We start from the raw sequence: 24497 nt of genomic DNA on the forward strand, positions 1-24497 counted from the left end.
CCGCAGGTCAGTCTTGCAGGAATGAGGGCAGCGCCCTCGGGTCCGGGCTCGGCGCCCACCGGCCGTCCTGCTCGCCGTAGGTCCAGCGCGCGCCACGCGCCACGACCTGCCGCAGCGCCAGCACGAGCCGGTCCACGTGCTCGACGGTGGTGCCCAGGCCGAGGCTCACCCGCAGCGCCTGCTGCCCGCGGCCACCGCTCCGCCCGATCAGCCGGCGGGTGGCGACGTGCGCGCAGAACGCCCCGTCGCGCACCCCGATGCCGTACTCGGCCGACAGCACCGCCGCGACCCAGCCGGGATCGAGGCCGTCCAGCACGAAACCGACCGTGCCGACCCGGCCGCCCGGATCGTCGAACAGCCGCAACTCGGCCAGGCCCGGCACCGCGGCCAGACCGCGCAGCAGCCGGTCCGTCAGCTCGTTCTCGTGCTCGACGACGGCATCCCAGGCGGCGCCGAGCCGCTCGCACGCCACGCCGAGCGCGTACACGCCGACGGTGTTCGGCGAACCGGCCTCGTGCCGCTCCGGGCCGGTGTTCCACACGACCGCGTCCTCGGTGACGGCCTTCGTCGCACCACCACCGGCGAGGTAGGGCGGGGCGGCGCGCAGCCAGTCCGCGCGGCCGACCAGCACCCCGGCGCCGTAGGGCGCGTACAGCTTGTGCCCGGACAGCGCCACGTAGTCCACGTCCAGCTCCCGCAACGAGATCCGCCGGTGCGGGGCCAGTTGCGCGGCGTCCAGTGCGACCCGCGCGCCGTGCCGCCGGGCGGCCGCGGCGATCTCGGCCATCGGCAGCAGTTCGCCGGTCACATTGGACGCACCGGCGATGACCACCAGCCGTGGCCCCTCCGGGCATGCCGCGAGCGCAGTGTCCACAGCGGACACGGCGGCGGCGCGGGTGCGTGGCGCCGGGATGCGGTGCACCTCCGGGCCGCGCCACGGCAGCAGCGCCGCGTGGTGCTCGGTGTCGAACAGCACGACCGAGGTGCGCCGGGGCAGGCAACGGGCCAGCAGGTTGAACGCGTCGGTGGTGTTGCGGGTGAAGATCACCTCGTCGCCGGGGCGTGCGCCGGTGAAGCGGTGCAGGATTCCGCGGGCGCGCTCGTAGACCTTTGTGGACACCTGCGACGCGAAACCCGCGCCGCGGTGCACGCTGGCGTACCACGGCAGGAACTCCTCGACCGCGTCGCGCACCGCCGCCAGGCAGGGCGCGCTGGCCGCGTGGTCGAGGTTGGCGTAGCCGACGCGCTCGCCGGTCACCAGTGGCACCTCGGTGCCGAGCACAGCCGGAATGCGGTGCGCCGCAACGGTTTCGTGGCGTTCCACAGCGAGTGTCACGATGCCTCCTGGGCGGGTCCGGGACCCGGAGAGGGGCCCGCGCTTGCCCACCGCACGTCGCGGTGGGCCAGGTCCTCACCCGGGGCACCCCACCGCGGTAGGAGGGTTGCCGGCCAGCGAGCCGGGGCTTGACGCTGACACTCATGACCTGCCGACGAGATTAGCGGATGTCACGCCGGGAACCAAACCCCGAGACGGCGATCACTTCCCCGACTCGCCGCGCCAGCGGGCCAGCGGCCCGGCCCGGTCGACCGCCCGCAGCCGCTGTTCGGCCGCGTCCATCGATCCTTCTGTGACGACCACCAGCAGCTGATCGCCCTCCTGCAGCCGGCTCGTGCGCTGCGGCGTGAAACTCTCCTCGCCGCGCACGATCAGGCTCAGCGACGCGCCCGCGGGCAGCCGCAGTTCGGTCAGATACACACCGTGCAACCGCGATCCCGGCCGGATCTTCACCTGCAGCAGCGCGGCCCGCAGCTCGTCCAGCGGCGCCGAGTCGACCTCCATCTCCTTCGGCTCGGCGTCCATGGCGAGGCCGAGCAGCCGCGCCAGCGGTGTCAGCGTCATCGCCTGCACCAGGGTCAGCACGATGACCAGCACGAACACCGCGTCCACGAGCTTTTCCGCACCCGGTACGCCGCGCGCGAGCGGGATCATGGCCAGCACGATCGGCACCGCACCCCGCAGCCCCGCCCACGACAGGAACACCTGCTCCCGCCACGGCACGCGGAACGGCAGCATCGACAGCAGCACCGACACCGGCCGGGCGAGCAGCAGCAGCACGGCCCCGGCGACCAGTCCGGGCACGATCGCGTCGAGCAGCCTGGCCGGTGAGGCGAACAGGCCGAGCAGCACGAACAACCCGATCTGCGCGAGCCAGCCCATGCCCTCGGCGAAGGACAGCGTGTCCGACCGGTGCGGCAGCTTCGCATTGCCCAGCACGAGCGCGGCGAGGTAGGTGGCCAGCAGCCCGGACGCGTGCGCGAGCTGACCGGACGCGTAGGCGACGACACACACCGCGAGTGTGGCCAGCGGGTAGAGACCGGTCGCGGGCAGCGCGGCGCGCCGCAGCGCCCATCCCCCGGCCCAGCCGAGCAGCAACCCGATCGCCGCACCCGCCACCAGTTCGTAGACCACGAGCAGCGGCAGCGTCCAGTCGATCCGCATGCTCTCGGCGAGCACCACCACCGCGATGTAGGAGGGCGCGTCGTTGATGCCGGATTCGACCTCCAGCGCGCCGACCAGGCCGCGGCGCAGGCCGAGCGCGCGCAGCACGGAGAACACCGCGGCCGCGTCGGTCGAGGCGAGCACCGCGCCCCACAGCAGCGCCATCCGCCAGTCCAGGCCCAGCAGCCAGTGCAGTGCCGCGCCGGTGATCCCGATACTGCCGAGCACGGCCACTGTGGACAGTGCGATTCCCTGGCCCAGCGCGGGTTTGACCGCCGACCAGCGGGTGGTGAGGCCACCTTCGGCCAGAATCAGGACGAGCGCGGCGAGACCGAGCGACTGGGTGAGGATCGGGTCGGAGAAGTGGATGCCGAACCCGGATTCGCCGAGCAGCACGCCGATGGCGAGGTAGATGACCAGCGACGGGAAGCCGAGCCGGGTCGACAGCCGTACCGCCAGCACGGCCGCCAGGAGCACGGCCGCGCCCAGCCCGAGCACGACCGGAAGCTCCGCCACCCGCGACCACCCCTCACCCTCACCTTGACGGTGACAGGATAAAAGATCGCCACCCGATCGGGCGGCAGACGTGGCCGTCGTCCCGGAAAACCGGTGGACCGGGCGCACTCCGCCGGCGCACTCTCGGCCGGTGCAAGTGATCTTCTACCCGCGCCGCGGTGGCGGCAGCCGCGCGATCCTGCATCGCGCGGACGGCGTCGTACTCGAACTCCAGTCCTACGACCGGAAATGGCGGGTCCCGCACGATCTCGCGCACGCGGTAACGGAACGCCGCCTCCGACTGCGCCGGCGCTGTCCGGGCTGGAGCCCACGCCGCGGCGGAACTCACCTCGCTCGTGAAGCGGTGGGCCCGGCTGGAACCCGGCGAAGGCCTGGAGCTCGACTGGCCGGAGCGGCTCACCGCATCCGGCGCAGCCGCACGATCAACTCCTCGACGCCGTCCGGTGCGCCGTCGAGGCCGATGATCTTGTCGCGGCCGCGTTCGCCGCGCAGCACCACGACATCCCGCGCCCGCACGCCGAGCGCCTTCGCCAGCACCTGCCGCACCGCCTCGTTCGCCTTGCCTTCGACCGCTGGCGCCTTGACCGCCACGATCAGCGCGCCCGCGTGATCGCCGCCCACGGCGTCGCGTTTCGCGCCGGGCTTGACCCGGACCGGGAACCGGATCACGCCGAAAGATCCGCGCCGAGCCGGGCGAACGGCTCCCTCCGGTGCACCCGCACCGCCCGGTCCGGCTCCCTGCTCACCCAGCCCGCCTCGACGGCGTGCGCGAGCAGCGCGGCGGGCAGCGCCCCGCCGAAATGCTCCCGCCGCTCCGTCCAGTCGAGGCAGTCGCGCAGCAACGGGCGCCGTCCGCCCGCGGGAACCGGCACGCCGAGCCCGGTCAGCACGTCGTGGCCGCGGGCGGTGAGCGTCAGCCCGGCCTCGACGGCGACGAGACCGGTACGCACCATGCCGTCGCGGATCGCGACGCCCACCGTGCCGGCGAGGTGGTCGTAGCAGGTACGGGCATAGGCCAGCCGCCGCGCCCGCAGCGAGGCCTTCAGCCCGGTGGCCGGCCGCTGCTCGGCGTGCTGCGCGAGATGCTCGATGAGCTCGGCGACGCGCGGATCGGCCAGCCGCACGTAGCTGTGCCGTCCCTGGCGCGCCCCGGTCACGAAGCCGGACTCCCGCAGCCGCGTGACGTGCTCGCTCGCGGTCGAGGGCCCGACCCCGGCGGCGCGGGCCAGCTCGCCGATGGTCCACGCGCGCCCGTCGAGCAGTGCGAGGCACATCTTCGCCCGGCTGGGCTCGGCCAGCACCGCGGCGACGTCGGCCAGTGCGACGGTTTCCATGCACTCCACCGTAAGGCGGCAACAGTTCGGCCGCTGCCGACACGTCCGGTACCTAGCGTCGGAGACGTGACACGGCAACTCACCCTCATCTCGCTCTGCCTCGGCCTGTTCCTGGCCCAGACCGACACCACGGCGGTGAACCTCGCGCTGCCTTCGATGGCCCGTGAGCTGAGCACTCAGCAGTGGGTGATGGACGCCTACCACCTGGCGTTCGCCGCGCTGCTGCTCACCGGCGGCACGCTCGGGGACCGGTTCGGCAGGCGGCGGTTGTTCCGCATCGGGCTCGCGCTGTTCGTCGCCGGGTCGGTGCTGTGCGCGCTGAGCCCGGCGCTGGTGGCCGGGCGCGCGGTGCAGGGCGCCGGCGCGGGACTCGCGATCCCGCAAAGCCTCGCGATCATGTCCGTGGTGTTCCGGCCCGGCCGCGAACGCGACCGCGCGATGGCGGCGTGGTCGGCGGTCACCGGCATCGCGCTGGCCAGCGGGCCGCTCCTGGGCGGTCTGCTCGTGCAGAAGCTGGCCTGGCAGGACATCTTCTGGCTCAACGTTCCGCTCGGCCTCGCCGCGCTGGCGCTGACGTTCGCGGTCCCCGAATCCTCCGCCGGAACGGCGCGCGGACTCGATCCGGCCGGGCAGCTGCTCGGCATCGCGTTCCTCGCCACGCTCACCTACACCGTCATCGAGGGCGGGGTGCTGCCCGGCGTGCTCGCGGCCGTCAGCGGCGCCGCGTTCGTGCTCGTGGAGCGCCGCGAGCAGGCGATGCTGCCGCTGCACATGGTGCGCCGGGGGCAGGTGCCCGTCGCGGCCGTCGTCGCGCTGTGCATGACCTTCGGCATGTACGGGATGCTGCTGCTGGCCGGCATCGAGCTGCAACACGGCCAGGGCGCGCTGCGGGCCGGGCTGGAACTCCTGCCGATGCCGGTCGCGGTCGTGATCGGTTCCCCGCTCACCGGACGGCTGGTGACCCGCGTCGGGCCGCGCGTCCCGATGACCGCGGGCATGGCACTGCTGGCCGCCGGGCTCGGCGCGTTCGCCGTTACCGGGCTGCGCCAGCCGTGGCTGGAAATCGTGTTCGCGGTGCTCGGCGCCGGGCTCGCGCTCACCGCAGGCCCGGTCGTGGGGGTCGCGGTGAGCACCGTGCCCGCCGACCGGGCCGGTCTCGCCGGCGGGATCGCGAACCTGGCCCGCATGTTCGGCGCCGCGCTCGGGGTCGCCGTGCTCGGTGCCGTGCTGGCCCGCGCCGGCCTGCGGCCCGCGCTGGGCACGGGCGCGGCGGTCGAACTCGCCGGAGCGCTCGTCGCGGCGAAGGGGGTTCAGCCCAGGCGGCCGAGGAACGCCGAAGCCGTCGACACGGCAGGCTTGGACGAGCCCGAACCCAGCAACAGCACGGAGAACGCGACATCGCCACGGTAGCCGGCGAACCAGCCGTTGGCGTGGCTGCCGTCGCCGAACTGCGCCGTGCCGGTCTTGCCGTACACGGTCCCGCTGCCGGCCAGGCCCGTCGCGGTGCCGCCTGCGACGACCTCGCGCATCATCGCCCGCAGCGCACTGATCACCGCAGCCGGCGGGGCCTCGTAGCCCTGCGTCACCGTCGTCGGATGGCCCCCCACCAGCTGCGGGGTGACGGGTTCGCCCGCCGCGACGGTCGCCGCCATCAGCGCCAGCCCGAACGGGCTGACCTGCACGGTGCCCTGGCCGATCGCGGACTCGACCTGGTCGGCCGCGCCCGTCGAGGCGGTCACCGTGCCGGTCTCGGTGGTGATGCCCGGGATCGTGAAGTCCGCGTCGAGGCCGAACTCGCTCGCGGCCTTCGCCAGCCCGTCGGCAGGCAACTGGGCGCCCAGCTGCGCGAACGTGGTGTTGCACGAGTGCGCGAACGCCGAGTGCAGCGGCAGCGACGGGAAGGAGAACGACTCGTCGTTGGGGATGGTGCGCTGCCCGATCTGCGCGGTGCCGGGACACGGCAGCACCGTGTTCGCCTCCGCCAGGCCGTGCTCCAGCACCGCCGCGGCGGTGGCGATCTTGAACGTGGAGCCCGGCGCGTACAGCCCGGTCAGCGGGTTGCCGTCGGTCGCACTCGCGTTCTGCGCCACCGCCAGGATGTCCCCGGTGGAGGGCTGGATGGCGACCAGCATCGCGGGCGTGGCGGCCGCGTCCACCGCCGCCTGCGCGGCATTCTGCACGCCGAGGCTCAGCGACGCCGTGGCCGGTCCCTTCGGAACGTCGCCTTCGCCGTAGAGCTTGTTCTCGTTGCCCGCGGCGTCGACGCCGACCACCGACCACGCCGTGGCCGCGGTAGCGACCAGCCTGCCGATGCCGGGCAGCACCAGCGGCGCGACCGCCGGGTCCACCGCCTTCGGCCCGCCCGCCTGCCAGTCCATCAGCGGGGTGCCGTCCCGGTCGGCCACGGCGGTGCCCGAGGCGGTGCGCACGGCCAGCCGGTCACCCGGCCCCAGCCCGGGGTGGATCGCGGCGGGCGTGAAGTGCACGCGCCAGCCGTCGCCGCCGTGCACCAGCGGCAGGTTCACCTCGTAGGACCACACGCGCGCCGTGCCGAGCGTCCACTTCGGACGGATCAGGGCGGACTCGCCCCGGACCACTTCCAGCGACGCCGAGAACGTCACCGGCGCCAGGCCCGCGCGGGCGGACCGGATCGCGGCCACGGCCTTCGCCGGATCATCGGTGAGCGCGCCCGCCGCCTGATCGTCGCCGGCCGACCAGGCCCGCACATAGCGCGTGACGACGGCGCCCGCGTCCTCGTCGGCCGATGCCGGCGGGTTGCCGGATTCTCCCCGCAGCACCAGCAACGCCGCCACGATGATCGCGATCACCGTGGCGGCGCCCCCGGACAGCACCCAGCGTTTCGCCGTCGGCGACACGATCAACCCCCCGGTCCGGTTTGCCGGTTAATCGATCACCGAGGGCGGTTTGTTACGACTTGCCGACCCGCACCCGCACCTTGGTGCCCTCGCCGACCGTGCCGTCGAACCCGTCCTCGGCCTGGCCGTAGGACACCGATTCCGCGAGCGTCTCACCGGCGATGAACTTCTCGTGCTCCTTCGCCGCGGCCACGACGTCCTCCGGCGCGTCCACGGTCAGCTCGATGCGGTCCGCGACGTCGAGGCCCGCGTCGCGGCGCGCCTGCTGCACGACCCGCACCAGGTCCCGCGCCAGGCCCTCGGCGGCCAGCTCCGGCGTGACGCCGGTGTCCAGCAGCACCAGGCCCGAGCCCTCGGGCAGCTCGATCGCCGCCCCGGAGTCCTTGGCCACCAGCCGGCGCTCGTACTCGGCGTCGAGCAGTTCGATACCGGCAGCGACCACCGCGCCCTCCGGCGAGACCGACCACTCCCCCGCCTTCACGGCCTTGATCACCTTCTGCACGTCCTTGCCGAGCCGGGGCCCGGCGGCACGCGCGTTGACCGCGACCTCGAAACCGCCGTGCGCGGCCACGTCCGTGGTCAGCTCGACGGTCTTGACGTTGACCTCGTCGGCGATGAGATCGGTGAAGGGCCGCAACGCCTCCGCGTCCTGCGCCGCGACGAGCAGTGTGGCCAGCGGCAGCCGCACGCGCAGTTTGTTGGACTTGCGCAGGGACAGCGCGGACGAGCACACCTGGCGCACCCGGTCCATCGCGCGCACCAGCGCCGCGTCCGCGGGCAGCTCGTCCACCAGCGGCCAGTCGGCCAGGTGCACCGAACGTTCGCCGGTGAGCCCGCGCCACACCGCTTCGGTGGTCAGCGGCAGCAGCGGCGCGGTGGTGCGGCAGACGACCTCCAGCACCGTGTGCAGCGTGTCGATCGCGTCCTGCTCGCCCGCCCAGAACCGGTCCCGCGAACGGCGCACGTACCAGTTCGTGAGCACCTCGAGGAAATCACGCACGCTCTGGCAGGCACCGGCGATGTCGCACACGTCCAAACCGGACTGGACGTCGGTGACCAGCTCGTTGGTCTTGGCCAGGATGTAGCGGTCCAGCACGTGCGTGGAATCCGTGCGCCAGTGCCCGGCCTTACCGTCGGCGTTGGCGTAGAGAGCGAGGAAGTAGTAGGAGTTCCACAGCGGAAGCACGGCCTGGCGCACCGCGTCCCGGATGCCCTTGTCGGTGACGATCAGGTTGCCACCGCGCAGGATCGGGCTCGCCATGAGGTACCAGCGCATCGCGTCCGAGCCATCGCGCTCGAAGACCTCGTTGACGTCGGGGTAGTTGCGCAGCGACTTGGACATCTTCTGCCCGTCCGAGCCGAGCACGATGCCGTGCGAGACGCACATGGTGAACGCGGGCCGGTCGAACAACGCCGTCGCCAGCACGTGCAGCAGGTAGAACCAGCCGCGGGTCTGCCCGATGTACTCGACGATGAAGTCGCTCGGGTAGTGGTGCTCGAACCAGTCCGCGTTCTCGAACGGGTAATGCACCTGGGCGTAGGGCATCGAGCCCGAGTCGAACCACACGTCGAACACGTCGGCGATCCGGCGCATCGTGGACTTGCCGGTGGGGTCGTCCGGGTTGGGCCGGGTCAGTTCGTCGATGTAGGGGCGGTGCAGATCCGTGGGCCGCACGCCGAAATCACGCTCCAGCTCGTCCAGGGAGCCGTACACGTCGATACGCGGGAACTCGGGGTTGTCCGAAACCCACACCGGGATGGGGGTGCCCCAGTACCGGTTGCGCGAGACCGACCAGTCGCGGGCGCCTTCGAGCCACTTGCCGAACTGGCCGTCCTTGACGTGCTCCGGGTACCAGGTGATCTGCTGGTTCAGCTCGACCATCCGGTCCTTGAACTCGGTGACCTTGACGAACCACGACGACACCGCGCGGTAGATGAGCGGGTTGCGGCAGCGCCAGCAGTGCGGGTAGGAGTGCTCGTAGGTCTCGTGCCGCAGCAGCACCGCGCCCTGCTGCGCCGCGGAACCCGTGCCGTTCTTCAGATCCCGGATGATGTTGGGGTTCGCGTCGAACACCTGCTGGCCCTCGTAGTCGGGCACGGTGGCGTCGAAGCGGCCGCGGACGTCGACCGGCGTGACCGGCACGATGCCGAGTTCGTCGCAGGCGGCCTTGTCGTCCTCACCGTAGGCGGGCGACATGTGCACCACGCCGGTGCCGTCGTCGGTGGTGACGAAGTCGGCGAGCAGGATCTGGTGCGAGTGCGGGTTGCCCACGAAGTACGGGAACGGCGGCGCGTAGGTGAGCCCCTTGAGCGCGCTTCCCTTGTGGCGCTCCAGGATCGCGGGTTCCTCGCCCAGTTCCTTCGCGTAGGCGGCGAGGCGGTTCTCGGCGAGCACGAACCGCGTGCCGTCGGCCTCCACGACGACGTAGTCCACATCCGGGTGCACTGCGGCGGCCTGGTTGGACGGCAGCGTCCACGGGGTGGTCGTCCACACCAGCAGGTAGGCGCCGTCCAGATTGTTTCCGTTGTCCTGCAAGCGGAATCCGACCGTGACCGCCGGGTCCTGGCGGCTGGCGTAGGTGTCGTCGTCCATCCGCAGCTCGTGGTTGGACAGTGGCGTCTCGTCGCGCCAGCAGTAGGGCAGCACGCGATAGCCCTCGTAGACCAGGCCCTTGTCCCACAGCTGTTTGAACGCCCAGATCACCGATTCCATGAAGGTGAGATCGAGCGTCTTGTAGTCGTGGTCGAAGTCGACCCAGCGCGCCTGCCGGGTGACGTACTCCCGCCACTCGTTCGTGTAGCGCAGCACCGACTCGCGGCAGGCGTCGTTGAACCTGGCGATACCCATTTCGTCGATCTGCGACTTGTCGGTGATGCCCAGCTGCCGCTCGGCCTCCAGCTCGGCGGGCAGGCCGTGGGTGTCCCAGCCGAAGCGGCGCTCGACGCGGTGGCCACGCATGGTCTGGTAGCGGGGCACGATGTCCTTGACGTACCCGGTGAGCAGGTGACCGTAGTGCGGCAGGCCGTTGGCGAAGGGCGGGCCGTCGTAGAACACGAACTCGTTCGCGCCGTTCACGCCCGCGTCGCGCTGCTCGACCGAGGCACGGAAGGTCCGGTCGGACTCCCAGTAGGCCAGCACGCTCTTCTCCAGCTCGGGAAAAGACGGCTGGGACGGGACCTGGCCAGGGGTCTGGCCGCCCAGCTGTGCCTTCGGGTACATCGGTGCGCTCCTCGCGGTTCCTCGTAAAGACCTGGCAGTCGTTACGGGGACGACACGCGCTGCTCGCGCGTTCCGCGGTACCACCCCGCTTGCCCGCAACCGCGGGCCGCTCGTTGAAAGGCTGTGACGGGCCAGTCCCGTCCGGTTCTACTGAGGCTCACGCCCGTTCTTCCGGAGGCTCCCCGGTGATGGCCGGATCGGCGCCTTGTGCGTTCCAGGTTAGCGCACCGTGCCAGCGGTTATCGCGATGGCCACCACCCACAGCGCGGCGCCCAGCACGCCGACGGTGTGCATGCCGGCGACGAACGCGTCGTGCCGCACCGGTTCCCCCACGATCGTGCCGAGCACGGCCACGCCGATCGAACCGGACGCCTGCCGCGCGGTGTTGTTGACCCCGCTGGCCACCCCCGCGCGCTCGCCGGGCACCCCGCCGACGGCGGCCGCCACCACCGCCGCGGTCAGCAGGCCCATGCCAAGGCCCAGCCCCGCCCAGGTCGGCACGAACGTGCCGTAGCCGGTGCCCGGGCCCACACGCAGCAGGTTGAGCATCGAGACGGCACCGGCGGCCAGCCCCGCGATCATCAGCGGGCGTGGCCCGAACCGCCCGGTGAGCCGGCCGGTGACCGGCGCGAGCACCGCCAGCGGCAGGAATCCCGGCAGCATCAGCACGGCCGCCGCCAGCGGCGCGTGGCCCAGCACTCCCTGCAGGTACAGCGTGAGCACGAGAATCGTGCCCTGCCCGACGAAATTCATCGCCCCCGCGACCAGATTGGCGCCCACGAACTGGCGCGAGCGCAGCAGTTCGGGCGGCAACATCGGATCGGTGGCCCGGCGCTCCACGACGGCGAAGGCCGCGACGGCCACCACGGCGACGGCGGCCGCGGCCGGCATCCGCTCGATCACGCCGAACACCACCGCCGCCAGCGCCACCGCCGCGGTGAGGGCGCCACCGAGGTCGACCCGGCGGCCCGTCCGGCCGCTGCGCGGCACCACCCGCAGGCAGGCGAGGATCGCCAGCGCCACCAGCGGCGGGTTGATCCAGAACAGCGAACGCCATCCGGCGAGGCCCACCAGCAGACCGCCGAGCAGCGGCCCGGCGGGCAGCGCCAGCGCCGACACCCCGGCCCACACGCCCAGCGCGCGGGCCTGCTCGCGGCGTTCCGGGAAGGTCCGGGTGATCACGGCGAGCGTGCCGGGCAGCAGCAAAGCCGCACCGATCCCTTGCAGGACACGGAATCCGATGAGCAAATCGATCGAGGGCGCCAGCGCGCACCCGGCGGAGGCGACGCCGAACGCGGCGAACCCGCTCATCACCACCCGCCGGTGCCCGAACGCGTCGCCGATCGCGCCGCCGCTCAGCAGCAGCGAGGCCAGCACCACCGTGTAGGCGTCGATGATCCACTGCAGCGAGGACAGCGCCGCGTGCAGCTGGCCGCCGATGGCCGGCAGCGCGATGTTGACGACGGTGACGTCGAGCTGCACCAGGAACATCCCGGCGCACATGGTGAGCAGGGTGGCGGTTCTCATGTCCCCAGCAGACCCCGGAAACGGTTCCAGCGCGCTGGAAGCGTGCCGGGTGCATCCTTGAGGCATGCGTGGAGACGCCGATATCGCGACCACCGCCGCCCTGTTCGCCGACCAGGCACGGGTGCGGGTGCTGATGGCGCTCGGCGACGGACGCACGCTCGCGGCGTCCGTGCTGGCCGCCGAGGCCGGGCTGTCCGCCCAGGGCACCAGCGCGCACCTGGCCAAGCTGCGGGAGGCCGGGCTCGTCGAGGTGGAGCGGTCGGGACGGCACCGGTTCTACCGGCTGGCCGGTCCCGAGGTCGGGGAGGTGCTGGAGACGCTGGCCCGGCTTTCTCCGGCGCAACCGGTCAGATCACTACGGGCGGGCACTCGTGCACAGGCCGTCCGGTTCGCCCGCACCTGCTACGACCACCTCGCCGGTCGGCTCGGGGTGGCCGTCACCGCGGCATTACTGGACCAGCGGGCGCTGACCGCGACCGACGGCATCGACAGCACCGAGCGCCGCCCGGAGGACAAGATCTCCCAACCGCTGGCCGGCCATCCCTACGAGCTCGGCCCGGACGCGGAGACGGTCCTTCGCGACTTGGGCGTGGATCTGGCCGAGGTCGCCCGGCGGAAACGCCCGCTGCTGCGGTTCTGCCTCGACTGGTCCGAACAGCGCCACCATCTCGCCGGGGCGCTCGGCGCCGAAGTCGCGGCAGCGTTCGACCGGCAGGGCTGGACCGAACGCCGCACGCCCGGTCACCGGGCGCTGCGGCTGACCGACACCGGCGCTCGCGAGATCGGCAAGCGCCTGGACGTGCGGCTCAGCGAGTAGCCGCCCGGTGCGTCCCGGCCAGCTTCGCGTCGGGCGCACACCGCGCGCACGGCGTGAAGCCGAGGTCGCGTGCCTCCTTGACCGCGATCGGGATGGTGTCCCTGCCTTCGAGCCAGCCGCATTCGACCAGGTGGTAGCGCGGATACTCGTCGACCACCACGACCTCGACGTCCAGCTGCGAGACCACCTCGACATCGGCGGGCGCGCTCTTCTCCTCCGCCGGGTCGCCGGCCTCGCCGGCCTGCGCGGGCTCCGCCTCGGTCTCCTCGGCGGGCTCGTCGGTTTCGGAGGTGACGGCCTCGGTCTCGCTGTCCTCGGACTCGACCGGCTCGGCGTCCACGACGGTCGCGTCGGCGGGTTCGGCCGCCGCCTGCTTACGCCGCGACCGGCGGCGGAAGTAGTCCACCACCAGCAGCAGCCCCGCCAGCACGGACAAGACGATCGAGACCCAGGCCCACAGCGAGTTCGCGGTGATCAGTGCCGTGACCAGCAACCCCAGCGCGGCCAGGACCAGGATGAGAACGATGAAAAGCACGGTGAATTACAACACGGAGGGATCCGGGGAACGGTTCCGACTCTCCGAAGAGTGCCGGAACCGTTCCTGTCCGTTAAGCCTCGATCAACCCGCCTCGGCCCGCGGGCCGAAGGAGTAACCCTGCCCACTGCTCGAACCGGAGCTCGAGCTGCCCGACGACGCCGAAGCGGACGCCGGCGCGGCCGAACCGCGGTCGTCGAGTTCACGCAGCTGGGACTCCAGGAAGCCCCGCAGCCGGGTGCGGTACTCGCGTTCGATCGTGCGCAGCTCCTCGATCTTCTTGCCGAGGGTGGTCTTCTCCGCGTTGAGGTTGTTCATCGTCTCGGTGTACTTGCGCTGTGCCTCGCGCTCCATCGACGTCGCCTTGTCGCGCGCCTGCCGTTCCAGGGTCTCGGTCCTGGTCCTGGCGTCGTTCAGCATCGTCTCGGCGCGCGTGCGCGCCTCGTTCACCATCGAGTCCGCCTTGGACCGCGCGTCGGAGAGCAGCTGCTCGGACTTCGCACGGGCCTCGGCCAGCATGCCGTCGGACTCGGTCTTGGCCTCGGCGGTCAGCCGGTCGGCCATCTCCTGCGCCAGGCCGAGCACCTTGGCCGCCTGCACGTTGGGCTCGCCCGTGTCGGCCATCGAGTGGGCCTGGGTCTGCTCCACCGGCGACGGGGGCGGCGGCACCGGGGCCAGCCTGCGCGACGTCTCCTGCGAACCTCCGCCGCCCGCACGGGCGGACTCGAGGTCGGAACGAGTGGACTCCAGCTCCGCGTCGAGCTGCTCGACCTGCTGACGCAGCTCGTTGTTGTCCTCGATGAGCCGGGCCAGCTCGGTTTCCACCAGGTCGAGGAATGCATCCACCTCGTCCTCGTTGTAGCCCCGCTTGCCGATGGGTGGCTTGCTGAACGCGACGTTATGCACGTCAGCGGGGGTCAACGACATCAGATCACCTCACGCACTCCATGGCCTGCTCCGACTTCCCGGAAGCCCCGATCAACCGGGATACGCCAGTTGCATCAGTATGAACACAACCAACAGCAGCACCATAATCGATAAGTCCAGTCCGACGCCGCCAATCCGCACCATCGGAATGATCCGCCGCACCAGGCGGACCGGCGGATCGGTCACTGTGTAGATGGTCTCAAGCGTCACCGCAACCCCGCCCGCCGGCCGCCACTCCCTGGCGAAGGCGCGCACGAGTTCAACCACTACACGTGCTGTGAGCAGCAGCCAAAAGACGAACAGCACGTAGTAGATGACAAGCCAGACCACATCCACATCACCACTCTGCCACATCACCGGACCGCCGCGAACGCCGAGGAAGACCGAAGTGTCCGGGTCATGTAACCGAACTGTGATTTATCCAACGATGTCACCTGAAAGGAGTACCATCTCACGCTCTGTCATAGGGCAATTACGCCTTCCCGGCCACGTTCCGCGCTCAGGTCACTCCGTTCAGTGACGAAGGAACAGTCCGCCCTCGGCGATCCGCCTGCGGTCCTCCGCGGTCACCTCGACGTCGGGAGGCGAGAGCAGGAACACCTTGTTGGTGACCCGGTCCATCGACCCGCGCAGCGCGAACGCCAGCCCGGCCGCGAAGTCGACGACACGCTTGGCGTCGGCGTTCTCCATCGCGGTCAGGTTGATGATCACCGGCACGCCCTCGCGGTAGGCCTCGCCGATCGCGCGGGCCTCGACATAGCTGCTCGGGTGCAACGTCGTGATGCGGCTCAGCGGGTCACGCTGCGTCGCACGCACCGGCTCGGCGACCGGGCGCAGCCGCGCCACGGGCTCCGGCTGCCGGTCCACGGCCAGCGCCCCGTGCACCGCGGGCTCGCGCACGGCGGCGCGCGGCCTGGCCAGCGGCTCGTCCTCGAACTCGCCGCGGTAACGCCGCCGGGGCCGCACGGATGCGGCCTCCTCCTCGAAGTCACCGTCGTAGCCGGGCTCGTAACCGCCGTCGTCGTAGTCACGCCGGTAGTCCCCGGGCGCGTCGTAATCGCCGTAGCCGTCGTAGTCGTCACTGTCAGCCGGGATCATGCCGAAGTAGGCCTTCAGCTTGTTCAGCGCACTCATGGCTTCTCCCTAGCCGCTCCCTCGACCTGGTAACCCGGCCGCACGCCAGCGCACTTCCGGGTGACTCGCTAGGGCGAGGCTAAACCGCGTCCGCCGAGCAACGCGGTTCCGACACGCACACAGGTCGAACCATGCGCGATCGCCTGTTCAAGATCACCACTCATCCCCGCGGACAGTTCGGTGGCCTCCGGATGCTCGTGGCGCAACGTTTCCGCCGCTCGGGCCAGTCGTTCGAACGCCGCGGCCGGGTCGGCGCGCAGCGGCGCGACGGCCATCAGGCCACGCAATCGAAGGCCACCCGCGCGGGCGATGTGGTCGGCGAGCGCGGCGAGTCCGGGCAGCGGGCAGCCCCCGCGCCCGGGGTCGTCGTCGAGGCTTGCCTGGATGAGCACGTCCAGCGGCGGGCGCTCCTGGGCGGCCACCGCCTTGTCGAGCGCGTCGGCCAGCCGGACCGAGTCGACGGACTGCACCTCGGCGGCCCACCGCACCACCGAACGCGCCTTGTTGCGCTGCAGCCTGCCGACCATGTGCCAGCGCGGCGCGGCGTCCGGGCGCAGCCGGGCGACCTCCTCGGCCTTCGGGCCCGCCTCCTGGTCGCGGTTCTCGGCGAGATCGGTCACGCCGAGGTCGGTGAGCAGGGCGGCGTCGGTGGCCGGGAAAGTCTTGGTGACGGCGAGCATCCGCACCTCGTCGCGGGACCGGCCCGCTCCGGCGCAGGCCCGCTCGATGCGTGCTTCGACCTCGGCCAGTGATTTGGCCAGCTCGGCCTTGCGGTCCTCAGTCGTCATCCGGGTCGATCCAGGTGACGCCCGCGATGCGGCCGGTGCTGCCGTCGCGGCGATAGCTGAACAGGCTCGGCTCCTCGAAGGTGCAGCGCGGATCGACGCCGATCTTGCCGACGCCGGCGTCCGCGAGCTGCCGCCACAGCCCGGCCCGCAGGTCGAGACCGGAGGTTCCCTTGCGGGTCTTGCTCGCGCTGCCGGGCAGGTGCCGTTCCACGTCCTTGGCCATCTCGGCGGGGACCTCGTAGCACTCGCCGCAGATCGCCGGCCCGAGCAGCACCTCGATGCGGCCGGGCCGCGCGCCGAGGTCCGCCATCGCGCGCAGCGTGGCCGGGATGACGCCGACCCGTGCCCCGACGCGGCCCGCGTGCACCGCGGCCACCACCCCGGCCTCCGGATCGCCGAGCAGCACCGGAACGCAGTCGGCGACCAGCACCGCGACCGCGACGCCGGGGGTGGCCGTGACGAGCGCGTCGGTGGCCTCGGCGGGCTCGGTCTCGGTGCCGTCGACGACCGCGACGGTCCGCCCGTGCACCTGCTCCATCCAGCAGACCGACTTCAGGCCCAGCTCACCGGCCAGCCGTTCGCGGTTGGCCGCCACCGCACCCGGCTCGTCGCCGACGTGATCTCCGAGGTTGAACGATTCGAACTCACCGGTCGAAAACCCGCCGACCCGAGTTGTCACCACCCGCCGAACTCGCACCCCTCCACCTTCCCATACCTGGTGTGCGACTCCCTCGCGGCGGCCGTCCGGGACGATCAGCGGCGCATGAAGGGGGGAACGTCGACCTCGTCGTCGGAGGGGTCGTCGGTGACCGGCACGGCGCGGCCGGGCAGGCTGCCCTGACCGGTGCGCGCGGACGAGTAGCCGCGGGTGCCACCGGGCTGCGGCAGCGACGGCGACTGCGGTTGCTGCGGCTGCGCGGACGGCGCCGGATAGCTCGGCGACGGCTGCTGGCTCGCGGGTGCGGGCGAGGACGTCCTCGGCGGCGGGAAAGCGCTCGACGCGGGCGGGGTCTGTGCGGCAGGCGGCGGGGTCCGCACCTGGCCCGCCTCGGCGGACACCGTGGTCGAACCGCGCGAGCCCACGGCGGGCGGCTCCAGCTTCTTGTGCGTCGGCGCACCGGCGTCGAATCCGGCCGCGATCACCGTGACCCGGACCTCGTCGCCGAGCGAGTCGTCGATGATCGTGCCGAAGATGATGTTGGCCTCGGGGTGCGCGGCCTCCTGCACCAGCGACGCGGCCTCGTTGATCTCGAACAGGCCCAGATCGGACCCGCCCGCGATGGACAGCAGCGCTCCGTGCGCGCCCTCCATCGAGGCTTCCAGCAGCGGCGAGTTGATGGCCTTCTCGGCGGCCTGCACCGCCCTTCCCTCGCCGCGCGCCGATCCGATACCCATCAGCGCGCTGCCCGCGCCCGACATGACGCTCTTGACGTCGGCGAAGTCGAGGTTGATCAGACCCGGCGTGGTGATCAGGTCGGTGATGCCCTGCACACCGGAGAGCAGCACCTCGTCGGCCGAACGGAACGCGTCCATCAGGCTCACGCCGATGTCGCCGAGCTGCAGCAGCCGGTCGTTCGGGATCACGATCAGCGTGTCGCATTCGTTGCGCAGCTGCTGGATGCCGTCCTCGGCCTGCTTGCCGCGCCGCTTGCCCTCGAAGGTGAACGGCCGGGTCACCACGCCGATCGTCAGCGCGCCCAGCTTGCGCGCGATCGACGCGACGACCGGTGCGCCACCGGTGCCCGTGCCGCCGCCCTCTCCCGCGGTGACGAAGACCATGTCGGCGCCCTTGAGCACCTCCTCGATCTCCTCGCGGTGGTCTTCGGCCGCCTTGTGCCCCACCTCGGGGTTGGCGCCGGCACCGAGGCCGCGGGTCAGCTCGCGGCCGATGTCGAGCTTGACATCGGCGTCGGACATCAGCAGTGCCTGCGCGTCGGTGTTCACCGCGATGAACTCGACACCCTTGAGGCCGACCTCGATCATGCGGTTGACGGCGTTGACACCGCCGCCGCCGATGCCGACGACCTTGATCACCGCGAGGTAGTTGTGCGGGGGCGTCATCGGGTCCGCCTTCCTGATCGTGAGTACTCGTACCGCTCGCCGGGAGTGTCGCAACCCTGAACCTGAACTCGAGGCTTAGAGTTATGTCAACTTCCAGCTTGTTGCAGGACGGTAGGGATCAGCTCCGCCGGAATCCAGCAGCCACGCCGCGTGTCGGACAACTGTTTCTCGAAACACCGGGCTGTCCCGTTAGGACACTGTGGGTAGCTCGGGACTGGCGACGTCGTAGGTGTTTCCCTCGCGCGTCAACAGCACCGCGAGCACCTTGGCCTTGCGCTCGGCGTCCTGCGCGCTGCCCCAGCGCACGACCTTGCCGTTGGCGAGGGTGAATTCCACGCCACCCGGGGTTTTCGCGCGCACGCTCGTGACCTGGTCCTTGAGGCCGGGGGGCAACGAGGTGAGCACCGCGATGACGGATTTCGTGACGGCGTCGTCCGGTGCCACGCGGGCCAGGCTCAGCTCCGGCAGTTTCGCCGGCTTGTTCTGCACCGTCTTGTAGTCGAATCCGGTGCCGTCGACCAGATGCACCCCGCCGGTGCCGTTGAAGAATCCGATCGGTGTCCGTTCGGTGACGCTGATTTCCACCGTGGACGGCCAGGACCGCGACACGTCGACCGTGGCGACGCCGGGCAGTCGCCGTACCCGGTCGGCGATCCCGTCGGTGTCGAGCGTCAGCATCGGCTTGCGGTCGGGCACGTCGGCGGCCGCGCGGATCTGGTCGGCGGGCACGCTCGACGCGCCGGTGATCTCCACCGAGCGCACGCCGAGCAACGAGGTGAACCCCATGAGGTACACCACGGCCGCGACGGTCAGCACGGTCAGCAGCGCGACCCAGCGGCGCCGCAACGCTTTCCGGCGGCTGATCCCGGTGCCGGTCTTCTGCCGCGCGGTGAGCGGACGGCGGCCACGGCGGCTGCGGACCGGACGGCCCATGCCGCGGCCCGCCGCCGGCCGCCGCCGCTCCTCCCGCTGCCTGGTCCTCGTCCGCGTCGCCATCAGGATCCCGCGCGCCGGTCGAGTTCGGCGAGGATCTCCGGGCCGAGCGTGGTGACGTCGCCCGCCCCCATCGTGACCAGCAGGTCGCCCGGTTTCACCAGATCCGCGGCCAGCGGCACCACCCGGTCGAACGCGGGTTCGTAGTGCACGCCCGGCCCCTGGATCCGTTCGGCGATGAGCGCGCCGGAAACCCCGGGCACCGGCTCCTCACGCGCACCGTAGACGTCGAGCACGACGACCTCGTCCGCGTGCGAGAGCGCCTGCGCGAACTCCGTGGCGAACGTCTTCGTGCGGGAGTACAGGTGTGGCTGGAAGACCACGACGACGCGCCCGTTGCCCGCCGCGTGCCGCACCGCGCGCAACTGCGCGGCGACCTCCGTCGGGTGGTGTGCGTAGTCGTCGTAGACGCGGACGTCGCCGGATCGGCCCTTGAACTCGAACCGGCGCCGGACGCCGCCGAACGCGGCCAGTCCCTCGGCCAGTCCCTCCGCGGGCGCGCCGAGTTCGAGACCGGCGAGCAGCGCGGCCACCGCGTTGAGCGCCATGTGCTCGCCGGGCACCGCGACCCGGATCTCGATTTCCCTGCCGGACAAGGAAAGCCGGAGCACTCCCCCGCTCTCGGCGGGCCGGTAGTCCAGTACTCGCGCGTCGTCCTCGCCGGTGACCGAACGGCCGTAGCGGCGCACCCGCACGCCCTCGGCGTGGTCGGCGAGCGCGTTCGCGGCCGGGTCGTCGCCGCACACGATGAGCAGCCCGCCCGGCTGGATGCGCTTCACGAATTCGGTGAACACGGCCGAATACGCCTCGGCCGTGCCGTGGTGGTCGAGATGATCGGGCTCGACGTTGGTGACGACCGCGACCGAGGGCGTGTAGTTCAGAAACGAGCCGTCGCTCTCGTCGGCCTCCGCGACGAAAATGCCGCCCTCACCGTGATGCGCGTTGGCCCCGGACTCGTTGAGGTCGCCGCCGATCGCGAACGACGGGTCCTTGCGGCAGTGCTGCAACGCGACGGTCAGCATCGACGTGGTCGAGGTCTTGCCGTGCGTGCCGGCGATGCACGCGACGCGGTGGCCGTCCATCAGCAGCGCGAGCGCCTTTGCCCGGTGCAGCACGGGGATTCCGCGTTCGCGGGCCGCGGCCAGTTCGGGGTTGGTCTCCTTGATCGCCGTGGACACGACGACCGCCGAGGGATCCCCGAGATTCTCCGCGCGCTGCCCGATCTCGATCCGCGCGCCCTGCGCCCGCAGCGTCAGAAACGTGCGCGAGTCCTTGGCGTCGGAGCCCGACACGTGCGCGCCGCGAGCCAGCAGAATCCGCGCGATACCGCTCATCCCGGCCCCGCCGATGCCGATCAGGTGGGCCCGGCTCAGTTGTTCCGGCACGTTCACTTGGCCGCCTCCAGCACGATCCGGGCGAGCACCTCGTCGGCCTCGCGGTGGCCGAGACCGACCGCGGCGGCGCTCATCTTCGCGACCCGCGCCGCGTCGGTCACCAGCGGGATGACCAGCTCGACCACCTTCGCCGGCGTCAGGTCGGCGTCGTCGACCATGAGCGCCGCACCCGCGTCCACCGCGGGGCGCGCGTTGACCGCCTGCTCGCCGTTGCCGTGTGGCAGCGGCACGAACACCGCGGGCAGGCCGACCGCCGAGACCTCGGCGGCGGTCATGGCGCCCGACCGGCACAGCACCACGTCGGCGGCGGCGTAGGCGAGGTCCATGCGTTCCAGGTAGGGCACCGGCACATACGGCGGGCGGCCCGGGAATTCCTGTACCGCCAACGTGTTCTTCGGCCCGTGCGCGTGCAGCACGCCGATCCCGGCGTCGGCGAGTTCCTTGGCGGCACCGGACACCGCGTTGTTGATCGAGCGCGCGCCCTGCGAACCGCCGAACACCAGCAGCGTCGGCGCGTCCGGGTCGAGCCCGAAATGCTTGCGCGCCTCGGCCCGCAGTTCCGCGCGGTCCAGCGACGTGATCGAGCGGCGCAGCGGGATGCCGACGACCTCCGCGCCGGGCAACGGCGTGCCCGGCACCGCGACCGCGACACGCTTGGCGAACCGCGCGCCCACCCGGTTGGCCAGCCCCGGCGACTGGTTGGCCTCGTGCACCACGATCGGCACCCGGCCGCGCGCGGCGAAGTAGGCGGGCAGCGACACGTAGCCGCCGAACCCGACGACCACGTCCGCGCCGACCTTGTCCAGCACCTGCCGGGTCTGCCTGACCGAGTCGCGGATCCGCAGCGGCAGGCGCAGCAGATCCGTGGTGGGCTTGCGCGGCAGCGGTACCGGCGGGACGAGTTCCAGCGGATACCCGCGCGCGGGCACGAGGTCGTTCTCCAGCCCCCGTGGCGTGCCCAGCGCCACCACGTGGGCCTCGGGATTGAGGCGCTTCACCGCGTCGGCCAGCGCCATCGCGGGCTCGATGTGTCCGGCGGTGCCCCCGCCCGCCACGACGACCGTGGGGGCTTTGCCAGTGACGGCCTTGCTCACGTGGTTCCTCTTCGACTCGAACGTCTACCGTAGTCCGCTCGTCCCTGGCGCCGCCGCTCCGCCGGTTGGGTGGAGCGCTCGCCACGCGCGGACGGCCTGTCCCGCTTCGGGGTGCTCGCGCGCCCGCTGCCCCGCCGCCGGGACGGCGGACGGTAGACCTCGGGTGCGGGCAACCGCAGCAGACGCCCGAATTTACCCGGTCCCTGCGAACGCAGTGCCGCGACCGACTCCGGTTCGTGCCGTGCGGCGTTGGCCAGCACGCCCATCAGGAACATCGTCACCCAGATCGACGTGCCACCGGCCGAGATCAACGGCAGCGTGACACCGGTGACGGGCAGCAGGCCCACCACGTAGCCGATGTTGATACCCGCCTGCGACACCGTGAACACGGTCAGCGTGCCGGCCACGATCCGGATCCACGGGTCGAGGTTGCGGGTCGCGATGCGCAGGCCCACGATCGCCAGCGCGACGAACAGGCCGATCACCACGAGGCAGCCGATGAAGCCGAGCTCCTCGCCGATGACGGCGAAGATGAAGTCGTTCTGCACGTTGGGCAGGTAGGCCCACTTCGAGGGCCCCTGGCCGAGCCCCTTGCCGAACAGCCCGCCGTCGGCCAGGGCGTACTTCGCCTGCGTCGCCTGGTAGGCCGCACCGGAGGTGTCCGAACCGGGCGAGAGGAACGACAGCACCCGCGACTGGCGGTAGCCCGCGGTCAGCGCCAGCGTGACCGCACCGACGACACCGCCGCCGAGCAGCACCGCGAACAGCCGCTTCGGCGCCCCGGCGAACCACAGCAGCGACGCGAGCACCACGCCGAGCGTGATCGTGCCCGACAGGTTCGGCTGGGCCATGACCAGCGCGAACATCAGCAGCGCGACCGGCACGACGGGCACCATGAGATGCCGCCACTGGTGTAGCACGTTGTACTTGGTCACCAGCACGTGCGCGCCCCACAGCGCCAGCGCGACCTTGGTGAACTCGACCGGCTGCACCGAGAACCCGCCGATCACGAACCAGCGCTGCGCGCCGCCGCCCGCCGAGCCCAGCGGGGTGAGCACCAGCGCGAGCATGCCGAGACACACGATCACCGCGACCGAGGACAGCGCGCGGATGCGGCGCATCGGCAGCCGCAGCCCGATCCAGAACACCACCGCGCCGCTGAGCACGAAGATCAGGTGCTTCTTGAACTGCGAGTACACCCCGGCGCCGGTGGCCGGGTCGACGGAGGAGACCGACGAGGCCGACAGCACCATCACCACGCCGATGACGGTCAGCAGCCCGGTCAGCGCCAGCACGAGGTGGAAATCGGCCAGCGGGCGCGACAGCCAGGCCGTCAGCGCGCCGAGGCGGGCCTCCCGCTTGCGCCGCGAGCCGCGTGCGGTGCTCTGCCCGGGCTTGTCCTCAACCGCGGTCACTCGCGCCACCCCGGAGTTGTCTCACCGCGTCGGCGAAGGCATCACCCCGATGGGCATAGTTCCGGAACATGTCCAGCGATGCCGCGGCCGGAGCCAGCAGCACGACATCGCCGGGGCGCGCCAGCACACGCGCTGCCTCAACCGCCGCACTCATGGGATCATCGTCACCCGGCGCGACCCGCTGAACGGGGACATTCGGCGCGTGTCGCGCGAGAGCGGCCGCGATCACCCCAGCGTCGGTGCCCAGCAGCACGGCTCCCCGCAGCCGCCCGGACACCGCGGCGACCAGTTCGTCCACCGAGGCGCCCTTGAGCTGGCCGCCCGCGATCCAGACGACGCCGGGATGCGCGAGCAGCGATCCGGCGGCCGCGTGCGGGTTGGTGGCCTTGGAGTCGTTGATGTAGCGGACCCCGTCGATCTCGGCCACCTCGACGGCGCGGTGCGCGCCCGGCTGGAACTCGCGCAGCCCCTTGGCCACCGCTTCCACGGGCACGCCGTACGCGCGGGCCAGCGCCGCGGCGGCGAGCGCGTTGGCGACGTTGTGCGGGCCCGCCGGGCGCACGTCCGGCACCGTGGCCAGCTCCTCGGCGTGCCGCGGGTCGGCGACGAAGGCGCGGTCCACCAGCAGGTCCTCCACCAGCCCGACCTCGCCGGGGCGCGGGGTGTCCAGCCGGAACCCGACGGCGCCCTCGTGCCCGGCGGCGAGCCGCGCCGACCACGCGTCGTCGGCGTTGAACACCACGGTGCCCGCGTGGGTGTAGATCTTGCCCTTGTCGGCGGCGTAGGCCTCCATCGAGCCGTGCCAGTCCAGGTGGTCCTCGGCGAGGTTGAGCACGACGGAGGCGTGCGGGGCGAGCGTGGCCGACCAGTGCAGCTGGAAGCTGGACAGTTCCACCGCGAGCACGTCGTAGCCCCCGGACACCGCGTCCAGCACCGCGAAGCCCACGTTCCCGCAGGCCACGGCGTTGACCCCGGCGGCGCGCAGGATCGACTCCAGCATGCCGACGGTGGTGGTCTTGCCGTTGGTGCCGGTCACCGCGAGCCACACCGGCGGGTTCTCCCGCGTCCGGGACAGCCGCCAGGCCAGCTCGACGTCACCGATCACCTCGATGCCCGCCTCGGCCGCGGCGGCCAGCAGCGGCGCCGTGGGCCGCCAGCCGGGGCTGGTGACCACGAGGTCCGTGCCCTCGGGCGGGGCGCTCAGACCGGCGACCAGCTCCGCGCCGAGGCCCTCCAGCTCGGCAAGACGCTCGGCGTTGCCGTCGGTGACGGTGACCCGGGCGCCCAGTTCCAGCAGCGCGGGTACCGCCGATGTGCCGGTGACCCCGGCGCCGGCGACCAGGACATCGCGTCCCGCGAACACTCG

Annotated in this window: 21 protein-coding genes and 1 riboswitch; of the genes, 2 read left to right on the plus strand and 19 right to left on the minus strand. The window is 71.8% G+C overall.

Translation table 11 applies throughout. The annotated features are described in order from the left end of the window. Window positions 1-7: 7 nt before the first annotated feature. The 4 genes from HFP15_RS30380 to HFP15_RS30395 form a co-directional block, all read right to left on the minus strand. Entirely contained in the window at window positions 8-1336 is a 1329-nt protein-coding gene (locus HFP15_RS30380) for an aminotransferase class V-fold PLP-dependent enzyme (RefSeq protein ID WP_168520208.1), read from the minus strand. 34 nt (window positions 1337-1370) lie between these two features. Next, window positions 1371-1485: riboswitch (SAM riboswitch) on the minus strand. A 52-nt stretch (window positions 1486-1537) separates the two neighbouring features. After that, window positions 1538-3016, minus strand: coding sequence for a potassium/proton antiporter (locus tag HFP15_RS30385; protein ID WP_168520209.1), 1479 nt, complete (start codon window positions 3014-3016; stop codon window positions 1538-1540). A 396-nt stretch (window positions 3017-3412) separates the two neighbouring features. Continuing rightward, complete coding sequence (locus HFP15_RS30390) at window positions 3413-3685, minus strand: DUF167 domain-containing protein (protein ID WP_446680255.1); 273 nt, start codon at window positions 3683-3685, stop codon at window positions 3413-3415. Beyond that, window positions 3682-4350 (minus strand): ArsR/SmtB family transcription factor, encoded by a 669-nt coding sequence (locus HFP15_RS30395; protein ID WP_168520210.1) that lies wholly within the window; start codon window positions 4348-4350, stop codon window positions 3682-3684. The genes HFP15_RS30390 and HFP15_RS30395 overlap by 4 nt, the downstream gene beginning before the upstream one ends. Window positions 4351-4416: 66 nt before the next feature. Here HFP15_RS30395 and HFP15_RS30400 point away from each other — a divergent pair, with 66 nt between their 5' ends. Beyond that, on the plus strand, window positions 4417-5760 hold the full coding sequence (locus HFP15_RS30400; RefSeq protein ID WP_210718067.1) for an MFS transporter: 1344 nt from the start codon (window positions 4417-4419) through the stop codon (window positions 5758-5760). Here the strand turns inward: HFP15_RS30400 and HFP15_RS30405 are convergent. The 3 genes from HFP15_RS30405 to HFP15_RS30415 all read right to left on the minus strand — a co-directional run bounded on the left by HFP15_RS30405 (window position 5661) and on the right by HFP15_RS30415 (window position 11973). Beyond that, window positions 5661-7226, minus strand: a complete 1566-nt coding sequence (locus HFP15_RS30405; RefSeq protein ID WP_312871821.1) for a penicillin-binding transpeptidase domain-containing protein — start codon at window positions 7224-7226, stop codon at window positions 5661-5663. The genes HFP15_RS30400 and HFP15_RS30405 overlap by 100 nt on opposite strands. A gap of 52 nt (window positions 7227-7278) precedes the next feature. After that, window positions 7279-10446 carry an isoleucine--tRNA ligase gene (ileS, locus tag HFP15_RS30410; protein ID WP_168520211.1) on the minus strand — a complete coding sequence of 1056 codons (3168 nt, stop codon included), beginning with the start codon at window positions 10444-10446 and terminating at the stop codon, window positions 7279-7281. A gap of 219 nt (window positions 10447-10665) precedes the next feature. Then, window positions 10666-11973 (minus strand): MFS transporter, encoded by a 1308-nt coding sequence (locus tag HFP15_RS30415; protein ID WP_210718069.1) that lies wholly within the window; start codon window positions 11971-11973, stop codon window positions 10666-10668. A gap of 64 nt (window positions 11974-12037) precedes the next feature. On the opposite strand from HFP15_RS30415, the gene HFP15_RS30420 reads away from it, so the two are divergent. Next, the gene (locus HFP15_RS30420; RefSeq protein WP_168520212.1) at window positions 12038-12790 is read left to right on the plus strand and encodes an ArsR/SmtB family transcription factor; all 753 of its coding nucleotides are present in this window, start codon (window positions 12038-12040) and stop codon (window positions 12788-12790) included. Here HFP15_RS30420 and HFP15_RS30425 read toward each other — a convergent pair. From HFP15_RS30425 to murD, 12 genes are all read right to left on the minus strand, one after another. Beyond that, a complete protein-coding gene (locus HFP15_RS30425; protein ID WP_168520213.1) occupies window positions 12780-13325 on the minus strand; it encodes a hypothetical protein in 546 nt (181 codons plus the stop codon). The genes HFP15_RS30420 and HFP15_RS30425 overlap by 11 nt on opposite strands. 84 nt (window positions 13326-13409) lie before the next feature. Continuing rightward, window positions 13410-14252: a DivIVA-like cell division protein Wag31 gene (gene wag31, locus HFP15_RS30430; protein WP_168520214.1), complete on the minus strand. Its 843-nt coding sequence runs from the start codon at window positions 14250-14252 to the stop codon at window positions 13410-13412. A 51-nt stretch (window positions 14253-14303) separates the two neighbouring features. Beyond that, window positions 14304-14588 carry a YggT family protein gene (locus HFP15_RS30435; RefSeq protein WP_312871822.1) on the minus strand — a complete coding sequence of 95 codons (285 nt, stop codon included), beginning with the start codon at window positions 14586-14588 and terminating at the stop codon, window positions 14304-14306. A gap of 177 nt (window positions 14589-14765) precedes the next feature. Then, window positions 14766-15386 carry a cell division protein SepF gene (locus tag HFP15_RS30440; protein WP_168520215.1) on the minus strand — a complete coding sequence of 207 codons (621 nt, stop codon included), beginning with the start codon at window positions 15384-15386 and terminating at the stop codon, window positions 14766-14768. A 68-nt stretch (window positions 15387-15454) separates the two neighbouring features. Continuing rightward, window positions 15455-16174, minus strand: coding sequence for a YggS family pyridoxal phosphate-dependent enzyme (locus HFP15_RS30445; RefSeq protein ID WP_168520216.1), 720 nt, complete (start codon window positions 16172-16174; stop codon window positions 15455-15457). After that, window positions 16164-16871, minus strand: coding sequence for a peptidoglycan editing factor PgeF (gene pgeF, locus HFP15_RS30450; RefSeq protein ID WP_168520217.1), 708 nt, complete (start codon window positions 16869-16871; stop codon window positions 16164-16166). Before pgeF ends, HFP15_RS30445 begins: the two co-directional genes overlap by 11 nt. A gap of 56 nt (window positions 16872-16927) precedes the next feature. Beyond that, window positions 16928-18235, minus strand: coding sequence for a cell division protein FtsZ (gene ftsZ, locus HFP15_RS30455; RefSeq protein WP_168520218.1), 1308 nt, complete (start codon window positions 18233-18235; stop codon window positions 16928-16930). Window positions 18236-18424: 189 nt separating this feature from the next. Beyond that, window positions 18425-19231, minus strand: a complete 807-nt coding sequence (locus HFP15_RS30460) for a cell division protein FtsQ/DivIB (RefSeq protein ID WP_168520219.1) — start codon at window positions 19229-19231, stop codon at window positions 18425-18427. Then, a complete protein-coding gene (murC, locus tag HFP15_RS30465) occupies window positions 19231-20619 on the minus strand; it encodes a UDP-N-acetylmuramate--L-alanine ligase (protein WP_168520220.1) in 1389 nt (462 codons plus the stop codon). The genes HFP15_RS30460 and murC overlap by 1 nt, the downstream gene beginning before the upstream one ends. Continuing rightward, entirely contained in the window at window positions 20616-21716 is a 1101-nt protein-coding gene (gene murG / locus HFP15_RS30470) for an undecaprenyldiphospho-muramoylpentapeptide beta-N-acetylglucosaminyltransferase (protein WP_168520221.1), read from the minus strand. Before murG ends, murC begins: the two co-directional genes overlap by 4 nt. Next, window positions 21713-23131, minus strand: coding sequence for a putative lipid II flippase FtsW (gene ftsW / locus HFP15_RS30475; protein WP_168520222.1), 1419 nt, complete (start codon window positions 23129-23131; stop codon window positions 21713-21715). The genes murG and ftsW overlap by 4 nt, the downstream gene beginning before the upstream one ends. Beyond that, a complete protein-coding gene (gene murD / locus HFP15_RS30480; RefSeq protein ID WP_168520223.1) occupies window positions 23118-24494 on the minus strand; it encodes a UDP-N-acetylmuramoyl-L-alanine--D-glutamate ligase in 1377 nt (458 codons plus the stop codon). The genes ftsW and murD overlap by 14 nt, the downstream gene beginning before the upstream one ends. Window positions 24495-24497 lie beyond the last annotated feature (3 nt).

It is taken from the genome of Amycolatopsis acididurans (assembly GCF_012328925.1).
Classification (GTDB): Bacteria; Actinomycetota; Actinomycetes; order Mycobacteriales; family Pseudonocardiaceae; genus Amycolatopsis_E; species Amycolatopsis_E acididurans.

Coding starts and splice junctions, on each gene's coding strand:
- HFP15_RS30395 (WP_168520210.1), bottom strand. CDS start 4,350: ATGGAAACCGTCGCACTGGCCGACGTCGCCGCGGTGCTGGCCGAGCCC.
- ileS (WP_168520211.1), bottom strand. CDS start 10,446: ATGTACCCGAAGGCACAGCTGGGCGGCCAGACCCCTGGCCAGGTCCCG.
- HFP15_RS30415 (WP_210718069.1), bottom strand. CDS start 11,973: ATGAGAACCGCCACCCTGCTCACCATGTGCGCCGGGATGTTCCTGGTG.
- HFP15_RS30420 (WP_168520212.1), top strand. CDS start 12,038: ATGCGTGGAGACGCCGATATCGCGACCACCGCCGCCCTGTTCGCCGAC.
- wag31 (WP_168520214.1), bottom strand. CDS start 14,252: ATGTCGTTGACCCCCGCTGACGTGCATAACGTCGCGTTCAGCAAGCCA.
- HFP15_RS30440 (WP_168520215.1), bottom strand. CDS start 15,386: ATGAGTGCGCTGAACAAGCTGAAGGCCTACTTCGGCATGATCCCGGCT.
- HFP15_RS30445 (WP_168520216.1), bottom strand. CDS start 16,174: ATGACGACTGAGGACCGCAAGGCCGAGCTGGCCAAATCACTGGCCGAG.
- ftsZ (WP_168520218.1), bottom strand. CDS start 18,235: ATGACGCCCCCGCACAACTACCTCGCGGTGATCAAGGTCGTCGGCATC.
- HFP15_RS30460 (WP_168520219.1), bottom strand. CDS start 19,231: ATGGCGACGCGGACGAGGACCAGGCAGCGGGAGGAGCGGCGGCGGCCG.